We start from the raw sequence: 17077 nt of genomic DNA on the forward strand, positions 1-17077 counted from the left end.
GCCCTTGCCCTCCGCCCGCTCGGTGCCGCCGACCGGGCGGAGGGCAAGGGTCGCCAGCCTGGAGCGCGAAGGGCCGGCTGCTGCCGGTCAGCCGGGCCCGGGTACGAGCGGGGGTGTGCCGGTTCGGCCGGGCGTGGCGGCAGAGCGTGCGGGGCTGTGCGCGAGGCACGTCAGAACCAGCCGGCGAGGACACGCTCAAGACGACACACCGTCCGGAAGATCACCAACCGTGTCCGGTGGGTAGTCGACCTTGATTCGCCCGGGCTGGCGAGTGGCAGCGAAGGGTGTCCCGGCCGGCCGGCGGGCGGTGTGGGATCCCGGATTCCGTGTCCTCTCCCCATGGGCGATATCCACCGCGTGGCCAAAAGGACACGGGAACGGAAATCGGCAGGTGAATCGCCGCTGCCCGAGCCAAGGGTTGTTCTGCAACGGCGGGACTCAAGTGAGATGACCTCTCATGCCATCAGTGTGCTCGCGACCACTGGCAGCGCCCCCGCGGCCCGGCAACGCCCATCTGGACACGGTGGGCGGCGACGACCGGCGGTGCTGGCGGGGTGCTGGCGGGTGCTGGCGGTGCTGGGATTCCGAAGGAACCGGCCGGCCCCGGGCGCTCGCCGAAGGCCCGGCCGACGCGGGGGCGGCGAAAAGGTTGGTGTGCAAGGCCGACGGAACCAGGTAACGTCTTGGTCATGTTCTTCCAGACCCCGATTTACGAGTGAGCGCGTGATGGGCCCCTGCTGACGTCCTTCGACGTCGCCGCCCGTCCCCCACCGATGAATCCGTAGATCACTTCACTTCACTTCACCACAGGGAGAACCCACGACCGTGAGCAAGAACATCAACAACCCCGTGGGCATGGGCGGCGGCCAGCGCAAGAGGCAGTCCCGCGCCGAACGGCAGAACAACGGTCCGCACCGCAACCTCGACCGCCAGGGTGCAGCCGACCAGAAGGCGGAGCTGGTGCGCAAGATGCGCGAGAAGGCAGGAACGGCTGAGGGCGCCGGGCAGGCGGGCGGCGACACAGTACAGGGCTGACGCACCGCCGCCGCAGCGCGGCACCGCACGGGGCAGGGGCTCGGACCGCGACGCGCGGTCCGAGCCCTGCTGCCGTACCGGGCGCGGCCGGTCCCGCTCAGCTGTCGGCCGACCACCCGCGTCTCAGCTCAGCCGACCACCCGGGGCAGCCGCAGAATCGGCAGCCCCGTCACCGCCACCACCCCGAGCTGCACCAGCAGCTCAGCACGTCCCCGTGTCCAGCCCGGGCAACACCGCAGCCGGCGGCGGCAGAGGACGTGGACACGGCCGCAGGACAACACTGGTGGACACCTCGGAGGGACAACCGCGAAACCCGCTGGCCAGAACGACTCCGGCGGACAGGCCGATGCGGCTGGGGGGCAAGGGGTTGCGGGCGCTGGCCATATCTAGAGGGATGTTCGGGTCTGGATCGTCGGGGGAGCCGATCTGGGGCGGACAGGTGCTTCGCTTGTGGAAGCAGGGTCACGTGAATCGCTTTGCTGAAAAATCCACTGCGGGAGTGCCGTGCGACTTCCTTCGCCGCTGGCGTATTTGCTACCGAGAGGCGGCCCCGAGGTGTGGAATGCTCCGTGTCGGGGCCGCCTCTTGATTCTGTCGAACTACCCGTTTCTGCTGCCTAGTTGTTCAGATCGAACACTGTCGTGACCGGTGCGTGGTTGGACCACCGCTCGGCGTGGGTGGCGGCGCGTTCGACGTAGGCCTCGACGGCTTTGTCGGCCAGGGTTTTTGTGGAAACAACCAGGTCGATGCGCCAGCGGAACGACACCTTTTGTAAAAGGTCCACCCGTTCGAGTGTGGGCTGTTCGAGGGTGTCTGCCGGCCTGGGCGGTAGGGGGCCTCCTATGGGCAGCATGACAGCTTTGGCGCCGGTTCGGGCGGTGGTGGGTTCGCGTGTGTCGGACACGCACGGGGATGAGGGCAAGGTGTCGCACCTGGTGCAGGCGGAGTCGGGGACCCGGCACACGCTCTCGAAGAAGTGGGAGATCGTCGGGTCCTTCGAGGACCTCGACGTCTCCGCTGAGATCACTCCGTGGAAGCGTCCGGACCTGGGCCCGTGGCTGACCGAGCGGCAGGGCGAGTGGGACGCGTTGGTGTGGGCGAAGGTGGACAGGGGGTTCCGGTCGGCCAAGGACTGTGCGGACGTGGCGTACTGGGCGGACCCGGCGCTCCGGCGCCCGTGAACGCACCGCCCTGACGCCGGCACGGCAACGTAGCGGGTCAGGTGCGCGCATCCCGACCCATCCCCGCCGCGTGACCCGGCAACCCGGCGAACGTGTGCGGTCACCGCGGTACGTGGCGGAGGCGAGTGATGCACGCCGCCCCTCACAGGAGGCGCCGCACGGCCTCCATGATCGCGTTCCGGCAGTCCTCCGGGTCCGACGCCAGGACAGTCGTCGCCGGCATGCTCGCGGCATTCGTCGGGCTCCAGGCCGAGGCGATGGCCAGGACGAGGGTGAGAAGTGTGGCCGGGGTGAAGCCCGGTGTGCCCACTCGGCCCTTCCGAGCCGCTTCCAAGGAGGCGAGCTTGTCGTCGTGGGTCTGCTTGGCGACGGCCGGGTCCCGTTCCACGGCAGTGCCGCGTTCCAGCCGGTGCCAGGTCGCCAGGCGGAGCACCTCGGGGTGCTTCTGGTAGAAGTCGAACAGCCGCCCGGCGTAGCCCGGCAGGTCGTCAGGCGTGAAGGGCACCATGTCGAGGCCGCGCCCGAGGTGCGCGTCGAAGACGGCGTCGAAGAGCCCGTCCTTGTTGCAGAAGTAGACGTAGATGAGGTTCTTGTTCGCCGAGGCGACCTTGGCGATCCGGTCGACGCGGGCTCCCGCGATCCCGTACGCCGCGAACTCCTGGGTTGCTGCGTGGAGGATGCGCGCCTTCGTGGCCTCGGCTCGGGACATGGGAGTCATGCTAACAGCGCCTACTGGATCTTGCCGGGGCGTAGGACCCGGTGCCCTCGCCAGGTGAGCGCGTTCGCCGCTGGAACCACGGTGGATTCGTTTGAGACATGAGGCGATTCGTTCGGGAGTCCCGTCGGTGGTCTTGCTCCGGGTGAACCGGTGAGGGGGAGAAGTACCTCGCCGGAACGGTGAGTTGCCACCGCCCGACGATGACCGGGCCGACGGTCGGCGCGATGCGCAGACCCACGACGAGGCAGGCCGGGGGGCTGCGGCGACGTGCTCCTCGCGATCAGGGACCGGTACGCAGCGTGTGTCGTCACCGCAGTCCGAAGGCGTCGATCACTGCCTCGGAGGCGAGCAGCATGACGGTGCACCACAGGGTGACACCGGCCATCAGCCAGCCGATCAGCCGCCACCGGGGCAGGCCCAGCGCCGTGCCAAGCATGGCCGATCCCCAGGTGCCGAAGAGCGCGGGCCCGATGATGCCGAAGCCGATCACGCCGTACCGGTTCACCAGGCGCCGGGCCCGTCGGCCGGTGGGGCCGTCAAGGCGGTTCCGGCGGTTGCGGCGGTTCTCGGGCGGCGGCCCGGCGGTGACGGGCCGCCGCTTCGAGCGCCAGAGCAGCCAGCGGGTACGCAGCCACCCGGCTGCGAAGACGGCGGACAGCAGGCATCCGGCCGCGCCGAGGAGTACGGCGACGAGCGCGACGGGCGGGGGGAGGGAGGAGAGGCCGAAGGGTACGGCCGGGGTGCCCAGGGCGAATCCGGCGAGCACGGCCAAGGCGAAGTTCAGCACGCAGCACTCCTCATCTTGGGGACGGGCGCCACGTCGGTTCGCGGCGACAGCGAGTTAACTAACCAGTTACTCTATCGCGGTGACCACCTCACCATCCGCCTCAGCATCCTTGCCGGGCAGTTCGGTTGAACGACTGGCGGCATCCAGGTACGTACTTCTCACGACGTTCCGCCGGGATGGGCGGGCCGTGCCCACTCCGGTGTGGGTGATGGGGGACGGGGACTGCCTGGCCGTGTGGAGCGCGGCCGGCGCCGGCAAGGTCAAACGGATCCGCAACAGCGGCCGGGTGACCGTCGCCCCCTGCGACTGGCGGGGAGTCCCGAAGGGGGAATCCGTACCCGGTGTCGCCGAGTTGCCCGCCGACCGGGACACCGTCCACTACCTCGACCTGATGAAGCGCAAGTACGGCCTCGTCGCGCGGGTCGGCTTGCTGGGCAGCCGACTGAAGGGGTCCGGGTACCGCGCGGTGGGCATCCGGATCCGACTCGCGGACTGACCCTCGCGGACCTCCGTCGCATCCGGCCATCGCTCTTTGCCCGAAGTCGTGTTGACGGGCCGTCGGATCTCGGGCAGCCTTGCCTCGGAATATTAACCATCCAGTTAGTCAATCTATTCGAAGGGAGTGGCACCGCCATGTCGGCATCCACCACTGAGCTCACCGGCATCCCGCCCGAATCGGGCCCCCCGTCCCCGCGGTCCTCGCTGCGGTGGTGGGCGCTGGCCGTGATTGGCCTGGCCCAGTTGATGATCATGCTGGACGCCACCATCGTGAACATCGCGCTGCCGTCCGCCCAGGCCGACCTGGGCTTCTCCGACAACGACAGGCAGTGGGTCGTCACCGCCTACGCACTCACCTTCGGCAGCTTGCTGCTGATCGGCGGGCGTGTCGCCGATCTCTTCGGTCGCAAGCAGGCCTTTCTCACGGGTGTCATCGGATTCGCCGCCGCCTCGGCGCTCGGCGGAGCCGCCGGCAGCTTCGAACTCCTGGTGCTGGCCAGGGCGATCCAGGGCATCTCGGGTGCCCTGCTGGCCCCGGCGGCCCTCTCCCTACTGACGACCATCTTCACCGACGTCAAGGAGCGGGGCCGGGCCTTCGCGATCTTCGGTGCCATCGCGGGCGCCGGCGGCGCGCTCGGCAACCTGCTCGGCGGCCTGCTGACCGAGTACCTCAACTGGCGTTGGACCCTCTACATCAACCTGGCGTTCGCGGCGGTGGCGCTCCTGGGCGGTCTGCTGCTGATCGAGCGTCAGTCGCGGGCGGAGCAGCGCCCCAAGCTCGACGTCCCCGGTGCGGTACTCGTCACCCTGGGGCTCTTCGGCCTGGTCTACGGGTTCTCCAACGCCGAGTCGCGCGGGTGGAGTTCTCCCGCCAGCTGGGGTCTGCTGGTCGGAGGCCTCGCCCTGATCGCCCTCTTCGCGTACTGGCAGTCGACGACGGCCGGGCCGCTGCTGCCCCTGCGCATCCTCCTCGACAGGGATCGAGGCGCCTCCCAGATCGCCATTCTGGTCGCCACCGGAGGCATGTACGCGGTCGCGTTGTTCCTCGCCTACTACATGCAGCAGACGCTCAAGTACACCCCGGTCGAGGCGGGGCTCGCCTTCCTGCCCATCCCCGCCGCACTGGTCGTTGCCTCCGCCCTGGCCGTGGGGGTCCTGATGCCCCGGGTGGGGCCGAAGATCGTGATTCCCCTCGGGATGGCGCTGCTGGGCGTGGGCATGGTCTGGTTCACCCGCCTGGATCTGGACAGCACCTACACGGGAGGCATTCTGCCGCCGCTGCTCGTCCTGGGCCTCGGTCTCGGCCTGGTCTACGCGCCGGCGATCGACCTGGCCACCTACCGGGTTCACGAGGATGACGCCGGGGTGGCCTCCGCGGCGGTCAACACCTCGCAGCAGATCGGTGGTTCGTTGGGGATCGCCGTTCTCAACACGCTCGCGGCGACCGCCGCGGGCAGCTATCTCAGCAGCCGGCAGGCCACGCCCGAGGTGATCGCCGGGGCGGCGTTGCACGGCTACTCCACCGCGTACTGGTGGGCGGCCGGCCTCGCAGCCGTCGGGCTCGTCGTGACCTTCGCGCTGTACCGTCCCGGTGTTCGGGAGAAGTCCCCCGACGCGGTGAAGGCCGTCGCCATGTGACACCTGCTCCACGAAGTCCCTCCATCCTTGAATCGCAAGCAGCCCCCGGGGCCGCGCCGCGCCCCTCGGGGGCCGGTCGCGGCCCCGGGGGCTGCTTGGTCGGGCCGCCCTTGAGTAACTGATGGCGGAAGCCGAGTACGGCACCCGCAGTCCTCCCCGGGCTCCGGGGGCGGCACGGCACGAAGCCGCCTCGGCCCGACGCCCGGCAGGACGGTGCGTAGGGCCTGTTCGGCGGCCTGCGGGTCGTAGTCCCCGAAGTGCTGGAGGACGGCGGGCCAGGGTTCGCGGTAGGTGGCCCAGTCGTCGGCGGGCTCGCCGGCGTTGTAGGCGTCCTTGACCTCTTCCGCGTTGAAGTACGCGGTCAGGGAGGGGTGGGCGCCGCGGTCCACGGACGTCAGCTGCCCGTTCTGGCACAGGCTGACCCGGCCCCAGGCGCCGATCTCGGGGTGTGTGCCGAGTTCGGCGTTCGGCACTTCCAGGACGATGGCGAAGACGTTCTTGTCGGCACCCCAGTCCACGCCGGTCCACTGGAACTTGGCGACGATGCCGTCGAGGTCGGCGAAGAACGGGTCGCTGCGGAACCCGGCGTAGAACGTGTACGGCCCGGAGTGCGCCGCGGTGGTCTCGGCGCCGAAGTTCACCGGCACGTCGATGAAGAGCTCCTGGCCGAGGGCCTCGTGGGAGCGGGCCTGCTCGCCCGTGGCCCGCAGGACGGTGACGCTCTGGCGGCCGTCCTCAGGCGGGGAGAAGACGAAGCTGTACGCCACGTCGGAGCGGTGGTCGCCGTCGGTGGCGACGTTGACGCGGTAGACGGCGTCCGGGTGGAACGCCTGGCCGCCGATGGGGGCGACCGGGTTGACGTTCAGGATCAGCACGGTCCGGTCGCCAGGCACGGTGAAGGCGAACAGGTCCGTCATGTCGAGGCGGGCGTCGTCCAGGGGAGCGGAGGTTGGGGCCGCTGAGGTGATGAGACATGCCTACCAGCATGAGCAGCCCTGCCCTTCGTGCCCGGCTGGCGGGCTCTTCGTGCCGCGGATTCACACCGATGCCGCCCCGCCGCGTCCGTCGGGCCGTGCTGGTGGAGCGGATCACCGAGCGGGCTCCCCGCCGCCGACGCTGACGGCCGCGCCTTGTTGCCGGCCCGTTGTCCATCGATTGTCTGCCGGGACGCTGGGCTCAGGTGCTGCCCGGGGTGCCGCGACCGTGTTGACCAGGGCGTTGACTGTATGCCGAAGAGGTCGTTGATCGCTTGTCTACCAGTATCCCTGACCGTATATCAGGTCCGGTCACGGACTCGGCGGCTTCCGGACGGGGCCGCCGGCGGACGACTCAGGAGGACTCGCATGTCCCGTATTCCCCGAATCTAACTGTCCTGTTCAGTTTCTGACGGCAGTGAGGCATCGAGGACTGCCGAGGGGGACGGAAGCGAGACGTCGATGACTGCCGAGGGGTGCGGCAGTGGGACGTCAATGAATGCCGCGGGGGGTTGAGGCGCTGAAATTGAGTGCTGTTCCTCGAGTCCGCGCCATTTGGGGTCCGTAGTGGGTCGCACACAGCCCCACCGCCCAAGGCCGTCCAATGCTCCGGGTTTATTCCGAGGGCCACCCCAGCATTGCTGTGACATTCCTGCCGCTCAGTCCTGCCCGAAGGGATTTTTGGCATGACAACCGTGCGCCGCACACTTGGCGTTCCGCCATTTTTCTGCCCTTTGCCCGACGCCGTGTACGACAAGCCGGAGGAAATAGATGCCGGCGCCGTCGCCTGGATGTTCCGGCAAGGGTTCCGCAAGGAGGGTGACTGGCTGCCGCGCATGAATGCGGGTTCGTACACCGCACACTGCATGCCGTACGTCCTCGACCGGTGCGCCGAGATCATCACCTGTGTCATGTACTGGGGCGGCGCCTGGGACGACGACCTCGACGTGATCCCGGGGCTGGACCAGCCCGTACCGCTGACGGTCCATGTCAGCCGTCTCAAGCACATCCTTGCCTCGCCCAAGTCCGTCGTGCCGCCCGGAGACGCGTACCTCTCCTCCTTCCAGGACTTCTGGAACCACATCTCCACTGTGTCGACCCCGGGCCAGCTCGAGCACCTGCGCCAGGGTTTCTGCAGCTACTTCGACGGCGTGCTGTGGAAATGTGCGAACCAGAGCCTCGGTGAACTCCCCGAACTGGGCGACTACCTGATCATGCGTGGCAACGATGTGGCCGGCCCCTGGCTGACCGCACTCACTCCGATCGGCGGCGGCTACGAACTGACCGCAGCCGAACGCCTCGATCCCCGGGTGCGCGCCGCCTCCGAAGCCGTATCCGTCATCGTCGGTCTCGACAACGACCTGATCTCCATTCACCGGGAGAATCTCCAGGGCTTGTTCGACCAGAACGCCATCAGCATCATGGTGCGCGACCGGCAATGCACGCCCGAGGAAGCGGTCGCCGAGGTCCGCGCGCTGCGCGACCGAATCATGTCCCTTTATCTGAATCTGCGTGACCAGGTCTCCGCGACCGCCCGCCCGGAACTGCGGCGATACGTCCACGAGATCGGCTACTGGATTCGCGGGCACATCATCTGGGCGGACTTCACCACCCGTTACTGCGCGCCTGTCGACCCGGAGACCGGCGAAGAACAGGACTTCGGTGGCTACGGCCTGGTCTGGGCCGACGAGCCGGCTGACGCCAACCCTGCGCCCCTGCCGATTCCACAGATCGCCTGGTGGTGGGACCAGTTGGAGAAGTGACAGCGGCGAAGCAAAGTCCGACAGGTCCACAAGTTCGCCACTAACCGCATGGAGGTTTGTTCCGTGACAGGCCAGGAAACCCGCAGCTACACGAAGGGCAGCGCACCGAATGCCCTGCCCGTGCTCGGGCACGCGAATCAGCTGCGCAGCGACCCGCTCACCTTCCTCCGATCACTGCCCGAGCAGGGCGATCTCGTAAAGATCATGGTGGGGCCGACCCCCATGTACATCGCGTGCCACCCTGATCTGGTCCACGAGATGTTGACCGACAAGGTCAAGGACTTCGTCAAGGGCGGTCCCGTGATGGACCGCGTGCGCACGGTCCTCGGAGACGGGCTGGTCACGGTCGACGGCCTCGTCCATCGCAAGCAGCGACGCCTGATCCAGCCGTCCTTCCACCCTGCGCGCATCGCCGAGTACGTCGGCATCATGCAGAAGCAGGCAGCCATGTCGGCTCATGAATGGCCGGAAGGCAAGAACGTCGACCTCCTGATGCAGATGGGCAACCTCAGCGCCGACGTGGCGCTGAGCTGCCTCTTCTCCGAGCCCGGTGAGGGCGAGGTGCGCCGGGGCGGTCACCACGGTCTCCCGACGGCCCTGAACACCGTGATCGACGGCATGTTCTTCCGCATGCTCAACCCGCTGCCGGCGCTGTCCTTCCTGCCCACTCCCGGCAACCAGCGCTACAAGCGGGCGGAGGCGCAGCTGCACCAGGTGGTGAACGAGACCATCGACCGCTACCGCCGCTCGGGCGACGGCGGCGGTCTGTTGCGCACGATGATGACGGAGGTCGACGAGGAGGGGCACCGCTTCACCGACCAGGAGCTGCACGACCAGTCCATCACCCTGCTCCTCGGAGGCGCGGAGACCACCGCCGTCCTGATGTCGTGGATCTTCCACCTGCTGCACGAGAACCCGCAGGTCGCCGCCAAGCTGCACGCGGAGCTCGACGAGGTGCTGGCCGGCCGCCCGGTGACGGCCGAGGACCTGAAGAAGCTGCCGTACACCCGCAACGTCGTCGCCGAGGGTCTGCGCCTCTACCCGCCGGCCTGGCTGCTCAGCCGTCGTGCCGCTGTCGACACCACGCTCGGCGGGCTGCCCGTGCCGGCCGGCACCGAGCTGTCGTACAGCCCCTTCCTGCTGAACCGGGACGCCCGCTACTTCGACGCCCCCGACAGCTTCGAGCCGGACCGGTGGCTCACCATGTCGACCACTCCGCGCAAGGGCGCCTACCTGCCCTTCGGCGCGGGGAACCGCAAGTGCATCGGTGACGCGTTCGCCCTCACCGAGGCCCAGGTCATCGTGGCCACCGTGGCCCAGTACTGGAAGCTGGACCGCGCCCCGGGCACCCGCCCCACGCGCGCCCTCGTGCGGATGAGCCTGCGTCCCGACCAGCTCACGGTGGTGCCGACCCGTCGGCAGCCGGCACGCGAGCCGCAGTCCGCCGCGAGCTGAACCCGTTCCGTTCGACCGACAGGGGCCCGGCGGGTGCCGCACCGGGCCCACCCCTGCCCGGCATGCCCTCCACCATGTGAACCCGCATGTACGGAGGGCATGCCATTCGGCGCGGCCCGAACACCCACCACTCGCCCCTCCCTCGGTGGCCCGCACCTGCGGTGCGGCCCGGCGACTGCCGGGGCCCTCCTTAGCCCGGCCGGAAAGTGATGCCTCTCGGCGCTTTCCCTCCCATGCCACGTCCTCGCGGACGCGGCCACATGGTCCTGACGAACAGGAGTAACGACATGAACTCGACCACCAGCCTTCGCGAGCTGGGAGCCGACGCCCTGGACTCGGTTCATCTGCGCGGCCTGATCGACGAGCGATTGAACGCCTTCCTCGACGCCAACTGCGACAGGCAACCCCACCTGGTCTCGCTCATCGAGCACCTGCGTGGCTTCCTGACCGCCGGCGGCAAGCGCATCCGGCCGCTCTTGTGCATGGTGGGCTGGCACGCGGCGGGCGGATACGGCGACACGGGGCCCGTTATCGGCGCGGCGGCCTCGCTCGAACTCTTCCACGCTTTCACCCTCATCCACGACGACGTGATGGACGCCTCCGACACCCGGCGTGGCCGTCCGACCCTCCACCGGACGCTGGAGACGGGTGCGGACGCCACGACCGCCGAGCGGTTCGGCACCAATAGCGCGATCCTGCTCGGCGACCTGGTCATGGTGTGGTCGGACGAGCTGCTGTACTCCAGCGGCATCGACCACGAGCGATTGGTCGCCGTCCGACCGCTGCTGGACGCCATGCGCACCGAGGTGATGATCGGTCAGTACCTGGACCTGCTGGCCACCGGGAAGCCCAACGAGGACGTCGAACGGTCGCTGGCCGTGATCCGCTACAAGACGGCGAAGTACACCGTGGAGCGGCCGCTGCACATCGGCGCGGTCCTTGCCGGAGCGGACCAGGCCCTGCTGGACGTCTTCACCGCCTACGCCCTTCCGATCGGCGAGGCCTTCCAATTGCGCGACGACCTCCTCGGCGTCTTCGGCGACCCGTCCAAGACCGGCAAGTCGGTCCTGGACGACCTGCGGGAGGGCAAGGCGACCGCTCTGATGGCACACGCCCTCCACGCCGCCGGCGCCGAGCAGGCGCGGGTGCTGAGGTCCCTGGTCGGCGACCCGGACCTGGACGAGGCAGGCGCCGAGACGGTTCGCGGGATCCTGCGGGCCACGGGCGCCGCCGACAAGGTGGAGCAGATGATCACCGATCGTGTGCAGCGTGCCCGGCGGGTCCTGGACGAGACCCCGTTCCCGGACGAGGTCAGGAAGACCCTCGAAACCTTCGTCACCACCACGACACTCCGGACCACCTGAGCACCACGTCGGCGCGGGTCGCCACCGTCCCGGCGCCGCCACACGCGTCGCTCGCCTCGCGAGCCCACCCCGTCCGGAACCCGCTGCCGGGGGCGACCGGGGGAGAACCGGCCCGGCACCCGCCAGGGACGCGGTTCCGCGAGCACGCACCGTCGGGTGCGGCTCGACGCCCTGGCCCGCCCTGCGCGATGACATCGCTCGCGCCGGCGGCCACGACCGCCGGCCACGGTGGTCCGGGGGTGGCCCGGGCATGACGCGGCGCGCGGTCGAACGGGCTTACTTCATTCCTTCCTAGAAATCTGGATGACGCGATCTCAATGGAATTTCGACAAGGGGAGCTGAGCACGTCGACTCCACCGGCCTCGGCGGCAGGGACAGCGGACAGCCGCCGTGCTCGCTCGGTCGGCACCGGCCACGCCCATGCCAAGGCCATTTTGCTGGGGGAGCACGCGGTCGTCTACGGAGCCCCGGCGCTCGCCCTGCCCGTTCCGCAGCTGTCGATCACCGCCAGCGTCGGGTTCTCCACCCGCGGTGAAGAACCGGCAGGTGTGTCCTTCACGATGACCGGATCCGCCTGGAAGGAGGTCGGAACGCAGGCATCCGAGGGGCTGCGTCGGCTGACCACCGACTTCAGGGCATCCACGGGCATCGACGACGGCCGGCATCTCGATGTGATCATCGACGGTTCGATCCCGCTCGGCAGGGGGCTCGGCTCCAGCGCGGCCTGCGCCCGTGCCGTCGTCCTCGCCCTGGCCGACCTCTGCGGCCGCGAGGTCTCGCAGCGGACGGTGTTCGACCTGGTGCAGACCGCCGAGAACGTGGTGCACGGCAAGGCCAGCGGCGTCGACGCCATCACCGTCGGCGCGAGCGCGCCGTTGCTGTTCCACGCGGGCGAGGCCCGCACGCTGCTGGTGGGCTGCGACGCGCTGTTTGTCATCGCGGACAGCGGCACCGTCGGCAGCACCAAGGAAGCGGTCGACAAGCTGCGGGAGAGGTTCCGACTCCACGCCGGAGCACAGGAGCGGTTCGTCCGCCGGGCGTCGGAACTGACCAGCGAAGCCGTGACCACCCTCGCCGCCGGCCGGCCGGAGGAGCTCGGCTTCCTGCTGACGGAGTACCACGGAATGCTCCGCGAGGCCGGGCTGAGCACTGACCGGATCGAGGGGATGGTGACTGCCGCGCTCGCCGCAGGAAGCCTCGGCGCCAAGATCACCGGGGGTGGACTGGGCGGCTGCGTCCTCGCTCTGACCCAGCCCGAGCAGGCGAGAGAGGTCACCCGGCGGCTGCACGAAGCGGGGGCCGTGCAGACGTGGATCGTCCCACTGAGGAGGCTCGTCACGCATGTCTGAGCAACAGATCACCGTGCGCCGCCTGCAGGACCGGCAGGGCGCGAACGGGGCCACCGCCGTCGCGCACCCGAACATCGCGCTGATCAAGTACTGGGGGAAGCGCGACGAGCGCCTCTTCCTGCCGTGGACCAGCAGTCTGTCGATGACTCTTGACATCTTCCCCACGACCACCCGGGTCCACCTCGACGCCGAGGCTTCGGACGACGAAGTGACCTTCAACGGCGTACCCGCGGCGGGCGAGGAGCGGCGGCGCATCGCCGGGTTCCTCGACCTGGTGCGCCGGCGGGCCGGGCTCACGCACCGGGCCGTCGTCGACACCCGCAACACCGTACCCACCGGGGCGGGCCTGGCGTCCTCCGCCAGCGGCTTCGCCGCGCTCGCCGTCGCCGCCGCCGCCGCGTACGGACTGGACCTCGACGGCACCGGTCTCTCCCGCCTGGCCCGCCGCGGTTCCGGCTCGGCCTCGCGGTCGATCTTCGGCGGCTTCGCCGTCTGGAACGCCGGCAACCCCACGGCGCCGCCCGCGGAGGCCGACCTCAGCTCCTACGCCGAGCCGGTACGGACGGGCGACCTCGACCCCGCACTGGTCATCGCGGTGGTCAACGCCGGCCCCAAGGAGGTGTCCAGCCGCGCGGCGATGCGCCGCACCGTCGAGACCTCGCCCCTGTTCGAGCCTTGGGCCGCGTCGAGCCGGGACGACTTGACCGAGATGAGGGCGGCGCTCCTGCGCGGCGACCTCGACACGGTGGGTGAGATCGCTGAGCGCAACTCTCTCGGCATGCACGCGACCATGCTGGGCGCGCGCCCTGCAGTGCGCTACCTCGCGCCCGCCTCGCTCACCGTCCTCGACAGCGTGCTGGGGCTGCGGCGCGACGGCATACCGGCCTACGCGACCATGGACGCCGGACCGAACGTCAAGGTGCTCTGCCGTCGTACGGACGCCGACCGGGTCGCCGAGGCCGTGCGCGACGCTGCCGCGGGCGGCACCGTGCACATCGCCGGGCCCGGACAGGGCGCCCGCCTGGTGGACGCGGGCGGACGATGACCTCCGGGCGAACGGTCGTCCGCAGTGCGCCCGGCAAGCTGTTCGTCACGGGCGAGTACGCGGTGGTGGAGCCCGGTACCCCGGCCATCGTGGTGGCCGTGGACCGGGAGATCACCGCCACGGTGACCCTCTCCGAAACGGCCGACATCGTGATCTCCTCCGATCTCGTCCCCCGGGCGGTGAACTGGAGATGGCTCGACGGCCGGCTCCACGCTCCCGGCACGGAGAACGGGGAAGCCGACGGACACGGCGCGCGGGGCGCACTGACGCACGTGGTGGCAGCGGTCGAGACCGTGGGACGACTGCTGGCCGAACGCGGCCTGCCCATGCCCGGGCTGGACCTCTCGATCGGCAGCCGGCTGCATGACAACGGCCGCAAGTACGGCCTGGGGTCGAGCGGCGCGGTGACCGTGGCCACGATCGACGCCATCACGTCCCTGTGCGGACTGGACCTCTCACCCGACGCCCGGTACCGCCTGGCCGTGATCTCCTCGGTCGGGATCGACCCCGTGGGCTCCGGCGGTGACCTCGCCGCCAGTACCTGGGGCGGCTGGATCGCGTACCAGGCACCCGACCGGGCCTTCGTGCTCGACCTCACCCGCCGGTACGGCGTCGAGGAGGCGTTGCGCACGCCCTGGCCGGGCCACTCGGTCCGGAGGCTTCCGGCCCCGCGCGGCCTCGCCCTCGAAGTCGGCTGGACCGGCAACCCGGCCTCCACCGCCTCGCTCGTGTCCGGTCTGCACCGCCGGATCTGGCACGGCACCGCGTCGCACCGCGCGTTCGTGGAGACCTCCACCGACTTCGTACGCGCCTCGATCACCGCTCTCGAGGCCGGCGACGACCAGAGCCTGCTGTACCAGATCCGCCGTGCCCGGCGGGAGTTGGCCCGCCTCGACGACGAAGTCGGGCTCGGCATCTTCACACCCGAGCTGACGGCCCTGTGCACGGTCGCCGAAACCGTCGGCGGTGCCGCCAAGCCGTCGGGCGCGGGCGGCGGCGACTGCGGCATCGCGCTGCTCGATGCCGAGGCCATGCACGACATCTCACATGTACGGCAGCGGTGGGCCGCGGCCGGGGTGCTGCCCCTGCCCGTCCGGCCCGCCCCGGAAGGGACCGAGAAATGAGCGCTCAGCGCAAGGACGACCACGTCCGGCTCGCCATCGAGCAGCAGGACACCCGCAGCGGGATCAACCAGTTCGACGAGGTGTCCTTCGTCCATCACGCCCTGGCCGGCATCGACCGGCCGCAGGTGTCCCTGGACACGACCTTCGCCGGGATCTCCTGGCAGGTGCCGCTCTACATCAACGCGATGACCGGCGGGACCGCCAAGACCGGCGTCATCAACCGAGGTCTGGCGACAGCGGCCCGCGAGACCGGGGTACCCATCGCGTCGGGCTCGGTGCACGCCTACTTGAAGGACCCGACGTGCGCCGACACCTTCCGCGTCCTGCGCCAGGAGAACCCCCACGGTTTTGTCATAGCAAATGTCAACGCGACGGCATCGGTCGACGACACCCGGCGTGCCCTCGATCTGCTGGAGGCCGACGCCCTGCAGATCCACGTCAACACGGCGCAGGAAACGGCCATGCCGGAAGGCGACCGGTCCTTCGGGTCCTGGGTCCCGCAGATCGAGAAGATCGCGGCGGCCGGTGACGTACCCGTGATCGTCAAGGAGGTCGGCAACGGCCTGAGCCGGGAAACCGTCCTGCTGCTGCGACAACTGGGGGTCCACGCGGCGGACGTCGGCGGCCGGGGCGGCACCGACTTCGCCCGGATCGAGAACGGCCGGCGACCGCTCGGCGACTACGCGTTCCTCCACGACTGGGGCCAGTCCACCGCCGCCTGTCTCCTGGACGCTCAGAGCGCCGGTCTTCCCGTGCTCGCCTCCGGCGGCATCCGCCATCCCCTCGACGTCGCCCGCGCCCTGGCCCTGGGCGCCTCCGGCGTCGGGGCCTCCGGAGTGTTCCTGCGCACCCTGCTCGACGGCGGTCCCGAGGCGCTGATCGAGCAGCTCACGAACTGGCTGGACCAGCTCGCGGCCCTCCAGACCATGCTCGGCGCGCGCACTCCCGCGGACCTCGCGAGCAACGACCTGATCATCCACGGCACCCTCCGTTCCTTCTGCGCCGACCGGGGCATCGACACGGGGCGACTCGCCCGGCGTTCCCGATCGGCCGACACCCTTCACAACGCGACAGGAAAAGCACAGTGACCGACACACACGCCATTGCCAGGGTCCCCATGAAGTGGGTCGGACCCCTTCGAGTCTCCGGGAACGTCGCCAACACCGAGACCCACGTTCCCCTCGCCACCTACGAGACACCGCTGTGGCCCTCCGTGGGCCGCGGCGCGAAGGTGTCCATGCTCACCGAGCAGGGCATCGTCGCCACCCTCGTTGACGAGCGCATGACCCGCTCGGTGCTCGTCGAGGCGACCGACGCCCAGACCGCGTACACGGCCGCCCGCGCCATCGAGGCGCAGATCGAGGAACTGCGCGCCGTGGTCCGCAGCTGTAGCCGGTTCGCCGAGCTGCTCACCGTCCGGCACGAGATCGCGGGCAACCTGCTGTTCATCCGGTTCGAGTTCAGCACCGGCGACGCCTCCGGCCACAACATGGCCACGCTCGCCTCCGACAATCTGCTGACGCACCTGCTGCGGACCGTTCCGGGAATCTCCTACGGATCGATCTCCGGGAACTACTGCACGGACAAGAAGGCGACCGCGATCAACGGCATCCTCGGCCGCGGGAAGAACGTGGTCACGGAACTGCTCGTCCCGCGCGACGTGGTGGAAAGCGTCCTGCACACCACTGCCGCCAGGATCGTCCAGCTGAACATCCGCAAGAACCTGCTCGGGACCCTGCTGGCCGGCGGCATCCGCTCGGCCAACGCCCACTACGCCAACATGCTGCTCGGCTTCTACCTGGCCACCGGGCAGGACGCGGCCAACATCGTCGAGGGCTCCCAGGGCGTCACCCTGGCCGAGGACCGCGACGGTGACCTCTACTTCTCCTGCAATCTGCCCAACCTGATCGTCGGCACCGTGGGCAACGGCAAGGGCCTGGAGTTCGTGGAGACGAACCTGACCCGCCTCGGCTGCCGCGTGGACCGCGCCCCCGGCGAGAACGCGCGCCGGCTCGCCGTCATCGCGGCGGCGACGGTCCTCTGCGGCGAGCTCTCGCTGCTCGCGGCGCAGACCAACCCGGGTGAACTCATGCGTGCACACGTCGAACTGGAGCGCGACAACAAGACAGCAAAGGTCGGTGCCTGA

The 17077-nt window shown here is 69.6% G+C and carries 14 protein-coding genes and 2 pseudogenes; 12 read left to right on the forward strand and 4 right to left on the reverse strand.

Annotation, left to right across the window (positions count from 1 at the left end; translation table 11 throughout):
* Nucleotides 1–825: 825 nt before the first annotated feature.
* A complete protein-coding gene (locus ACFVVA_RS08010) occupies nt 826–1035 on the forward strand; it encodes a DUF6243 family protein (protein WP_063352004.1) in 210 nt (69 codons plus the stop codon).
* Nucleotides 1036–1651: 616 nt separating this feature from the next.
* On the opposite strand, the pseudogene ACFVVA_RS08015 reads toward ACFVVA_RS08010, so the two are convergent.
* Nucleotides 1652–1789, reverse strand: a pseudogene (locus tag ACFVVA_RS08015) (exodeoxyribonuclease III); the annotation flags it as partial.
* Nucleotides 1790–1928: 139 nt separating this feature from the next.
* On the opposite strand from ACFVVA_RS08015, the gene ACFVVA_RS08020 reads away from it, so the two are divergent.
* Complete coding sequence (locus ACFVVA_RS08020) at nt 1929–2216, forward strand: recombinase family protein (RefSeq protein ID WP_387686877.1); 288 nt, start codon at nt 1929–1931, stop codon at nt 2214–2216.
* A 142-nt stretch (nt 2217–2358) separates the two neighbouring features.
* Here ACFVVA_RS08020 and ACFVVA_RS08025 read toward each other — a convergent pair whose 3' ends face one another.
* Together ACFVVA_RS08025 and ACFVVA_RS08030 are read right to left on the reverse strand one after the other, a co-directional pair.
* Nucleotides 2359–2925, reverse strand: a complete 567-nt coding sequence (locus ACFVVA_RS08025; protein ID WP_387686879.1) for a TetR family transcriptional regulator — start codon at nt 2923–2925, stop codon at nt 2359–2361.
* Between the two features lie 316 nt (nt 2926–3241).
* Complete coding sequence (locus ACFVVA_RS08030; protein WP_224279320.1) at nt 3242–3721, reverse strand: hypothetical protein; 480 nt, start codon at nt 3719–3721, stop codon at nt 3242–3244.
* Between the two features lie 79 nt (nt 3722–3800).
* On the opposite strand from ACFVVA_RS08030, the gene ACFVVA_RS08035 reads away from it, so the two are divergent.
* Complete coding sequence (locus tag ACFVVA_RS08035) at nt 3801–4217, forward strand: PPOX class F420-dependent oxidoreductase (RefSeq protein ID WP_387686881.1); 417 nt, start codon at nt 3801–3803, stop codon at nt 4215–4217.
* Between the two features lie 137 nt (nt 4218–4354).
* Nucleotides 4355–5857, forward strand: a complete 1503-nt coding sequence (locus ACFVVA_RS08040) for an MFS transporter (RefSeq protein WP_387686883.1) — start codon at nt 4355–4357, stop codon at nt 5855–5857.
* Nucleotides 5858–6126: 269 nt separating this feature from the next.
* Here the strand turns inward: ACFVVA_RS08040 and ACFVVA_RS08045 are convergent.
* Nucleotides 6127–6825 (reverse strand): annotated as a pseudogene (locus ACFVVA_RS08045) (DUF4331 family protein); the annotation flags it as partial.
* A 692-nt stretch (nt 6826–7517) separates the two neighbouring features.
* Between ACFVVA_RS08045 and ACFVVA_RS08050 the strand changes: the two are divergent.
* From ACFVVA_RS08050 to ACFVVA_RS08085, 8 genes are all read left to right on the forward strand, one after another.
* Nucleotides 7518–8594, forward strand: a complete 1077-nt coding sequence (locus ACFVVA_RS08050) for a terpene synthase family protein (protein ID WP_387686886.1) — start codon at nt 7518–7520, stop codon at nt 8592–8594.
* Nucleotides 8595–8657: 63 nt separating this feature from the next.
* Complete coding sequence (locus tag ACFVVA_RS08055; protein ID WP_387686889.1) at nt 8658–10049, forward strand: cytochrome P450; 1392 nt, start codon at nt 8658–8660, stop codon at nt 10047–10049.
* A gap of 287 nt (nt 10050–10336) precedes the next feature.
* On the forward strand, nt 10337–11413 hold the full coding sequence (locus ACFVVA_RS08060) for a polyprenyl synthetase family protein (RefSeq protein WP_380769858.1): 1077 nt from the start codon (nt 10337–10339) through the stop codon (nt 11411–11413).
* Nucleotides 11414–11730: 317 nt separating this feature from the next.
* The gene (gene mvk, locus ACFVVA_RS08065) at nt 11731–12762 is read left to right on the forward strand and encodes a mevalonate kinase (RefSeq protein WP_387686891.1); all 1032 of its coding nucleotides are present in this window, start codon (nt 11731–11733) and stop codon (nt 12760–12762) included.
* Entirely contained in the window at nt 12755–13807 is a 1053-nt protein-coding gene (gene mvaD, locus ACFVVA_RS08070) for a diphosphomevalonate/mevalonate 3,5-bisphosphate decarboxylase family protein (protein WP_380357408.1), read from the forward strand. The genes mvk and mvaD overlap by 8 nt, the downstream gene beginning before the upstream one ends.
* Nucleotides 13804–14931 carry a phosphomevalonate kinase gene (locus tag ACFVVA_RS08075; RefSeq protein WP_387686895.1) on the forward strand — a complete coding sequence of 376 codons (1128 nt, stop codon included), beginning with the start codon at nt 13804–13806 and terminating at the stop codon, nt 14929–14931. The genes mvaD and ACFVVA_RS08075 overlap by 4 nt, the downstream gene beginning before the upstream one ends.
* Nucleotides 14928–16019, forward strand: coding sequence for a type 2 isopentenyl-diphosphate Delta-isomerase (fni, locus tag ACFVVA_RS08080; RefSeq protein WP_387686897.1), 1092 nt, complete (start codon nt 14928–14930; stop codon nt 16017–16019). Before ACFVVA_RS08075 ends, fni begins: the two co-directional genes overlap by 4 nt.
* Nucleotides 16016–17077 (forward strand): hydroxymethylglutaryl-CoA reductase, encoded by a 1062-nt coding sequence (locus ACFVVA_RS08085; RefSeq protein WP_387686899.1) that lies wholly within the window; start codon nt 16016–16018, stop codon nt 17075–17077. Before fni ends, ACFVVA_RS08085 begins: the two co-directional genes overlap by 4 nt.

This window comes from Kitasatospora sp. NPDC058048 (assembly GCF_042885555.1).
GTDB lineage: Bacteria > Actinomycetota > Actinomycetes > Streptomycetales > Streptomycetaceae > Kitasatospora > Kitasatospora lactacystinica.

Coding starts and splice junctions, on each gene's coding strand:
- ACFVVA_RS08025 (WP_387686879.1), bottom strand. CDS start 2,925: ATGTCCCGAGCCGAGGCCACGAAGGCGCGCATCCTCCACGCAGCAACC.
- mvaD (WP_380357408.1), top strand. CDS start 12,755: ATGTCTGAGCAACAGATCACCGTGCGCCGCCTGCAGGACCGGCAGGGC.
- fni (WP_387686897.1), top strand. CDS start 14,928: ATGAGCGCTCAGCGCAAGGACGACCACGTCCGGCTCGCCATCGAGCAG.
- ACFVVA_RS08050 (WP_387686886.1), top strand. CDS start 7,518: ATGACAACCGTGCGCCGCACACTTGGCGTTCCGCCATTTTTCTGCCCT.
- mvk (WP_387686891.1), top strand. CDS start 11,731: ATGGAATTTCGACAAGGGGAGCTGAGCACGTCGACTCCACCGGCCTCG.
- ACFVVA_RS08040 (WP_387686883.1), top strand. CDS start 4,355: ATGTCGGCATCCACCACTGAGCTCACCGGCATCCCGCCCGAATCGGGC.
- ACFVVA_RS08075 (WP_387686895.1), top strand. CDS start 13,804: ATGACCTCCGGGCGAACGGTCGTCCGCAGTGCGCCCGGCAAGCTGTTC.
- ACFVVA_RS08060 (WP_380769858.1), top strand. CDS start 10,337: ATGAACTCGACCACCAGCCTTCGCGAGCTGGGAGCCGACGCCCTGGAC.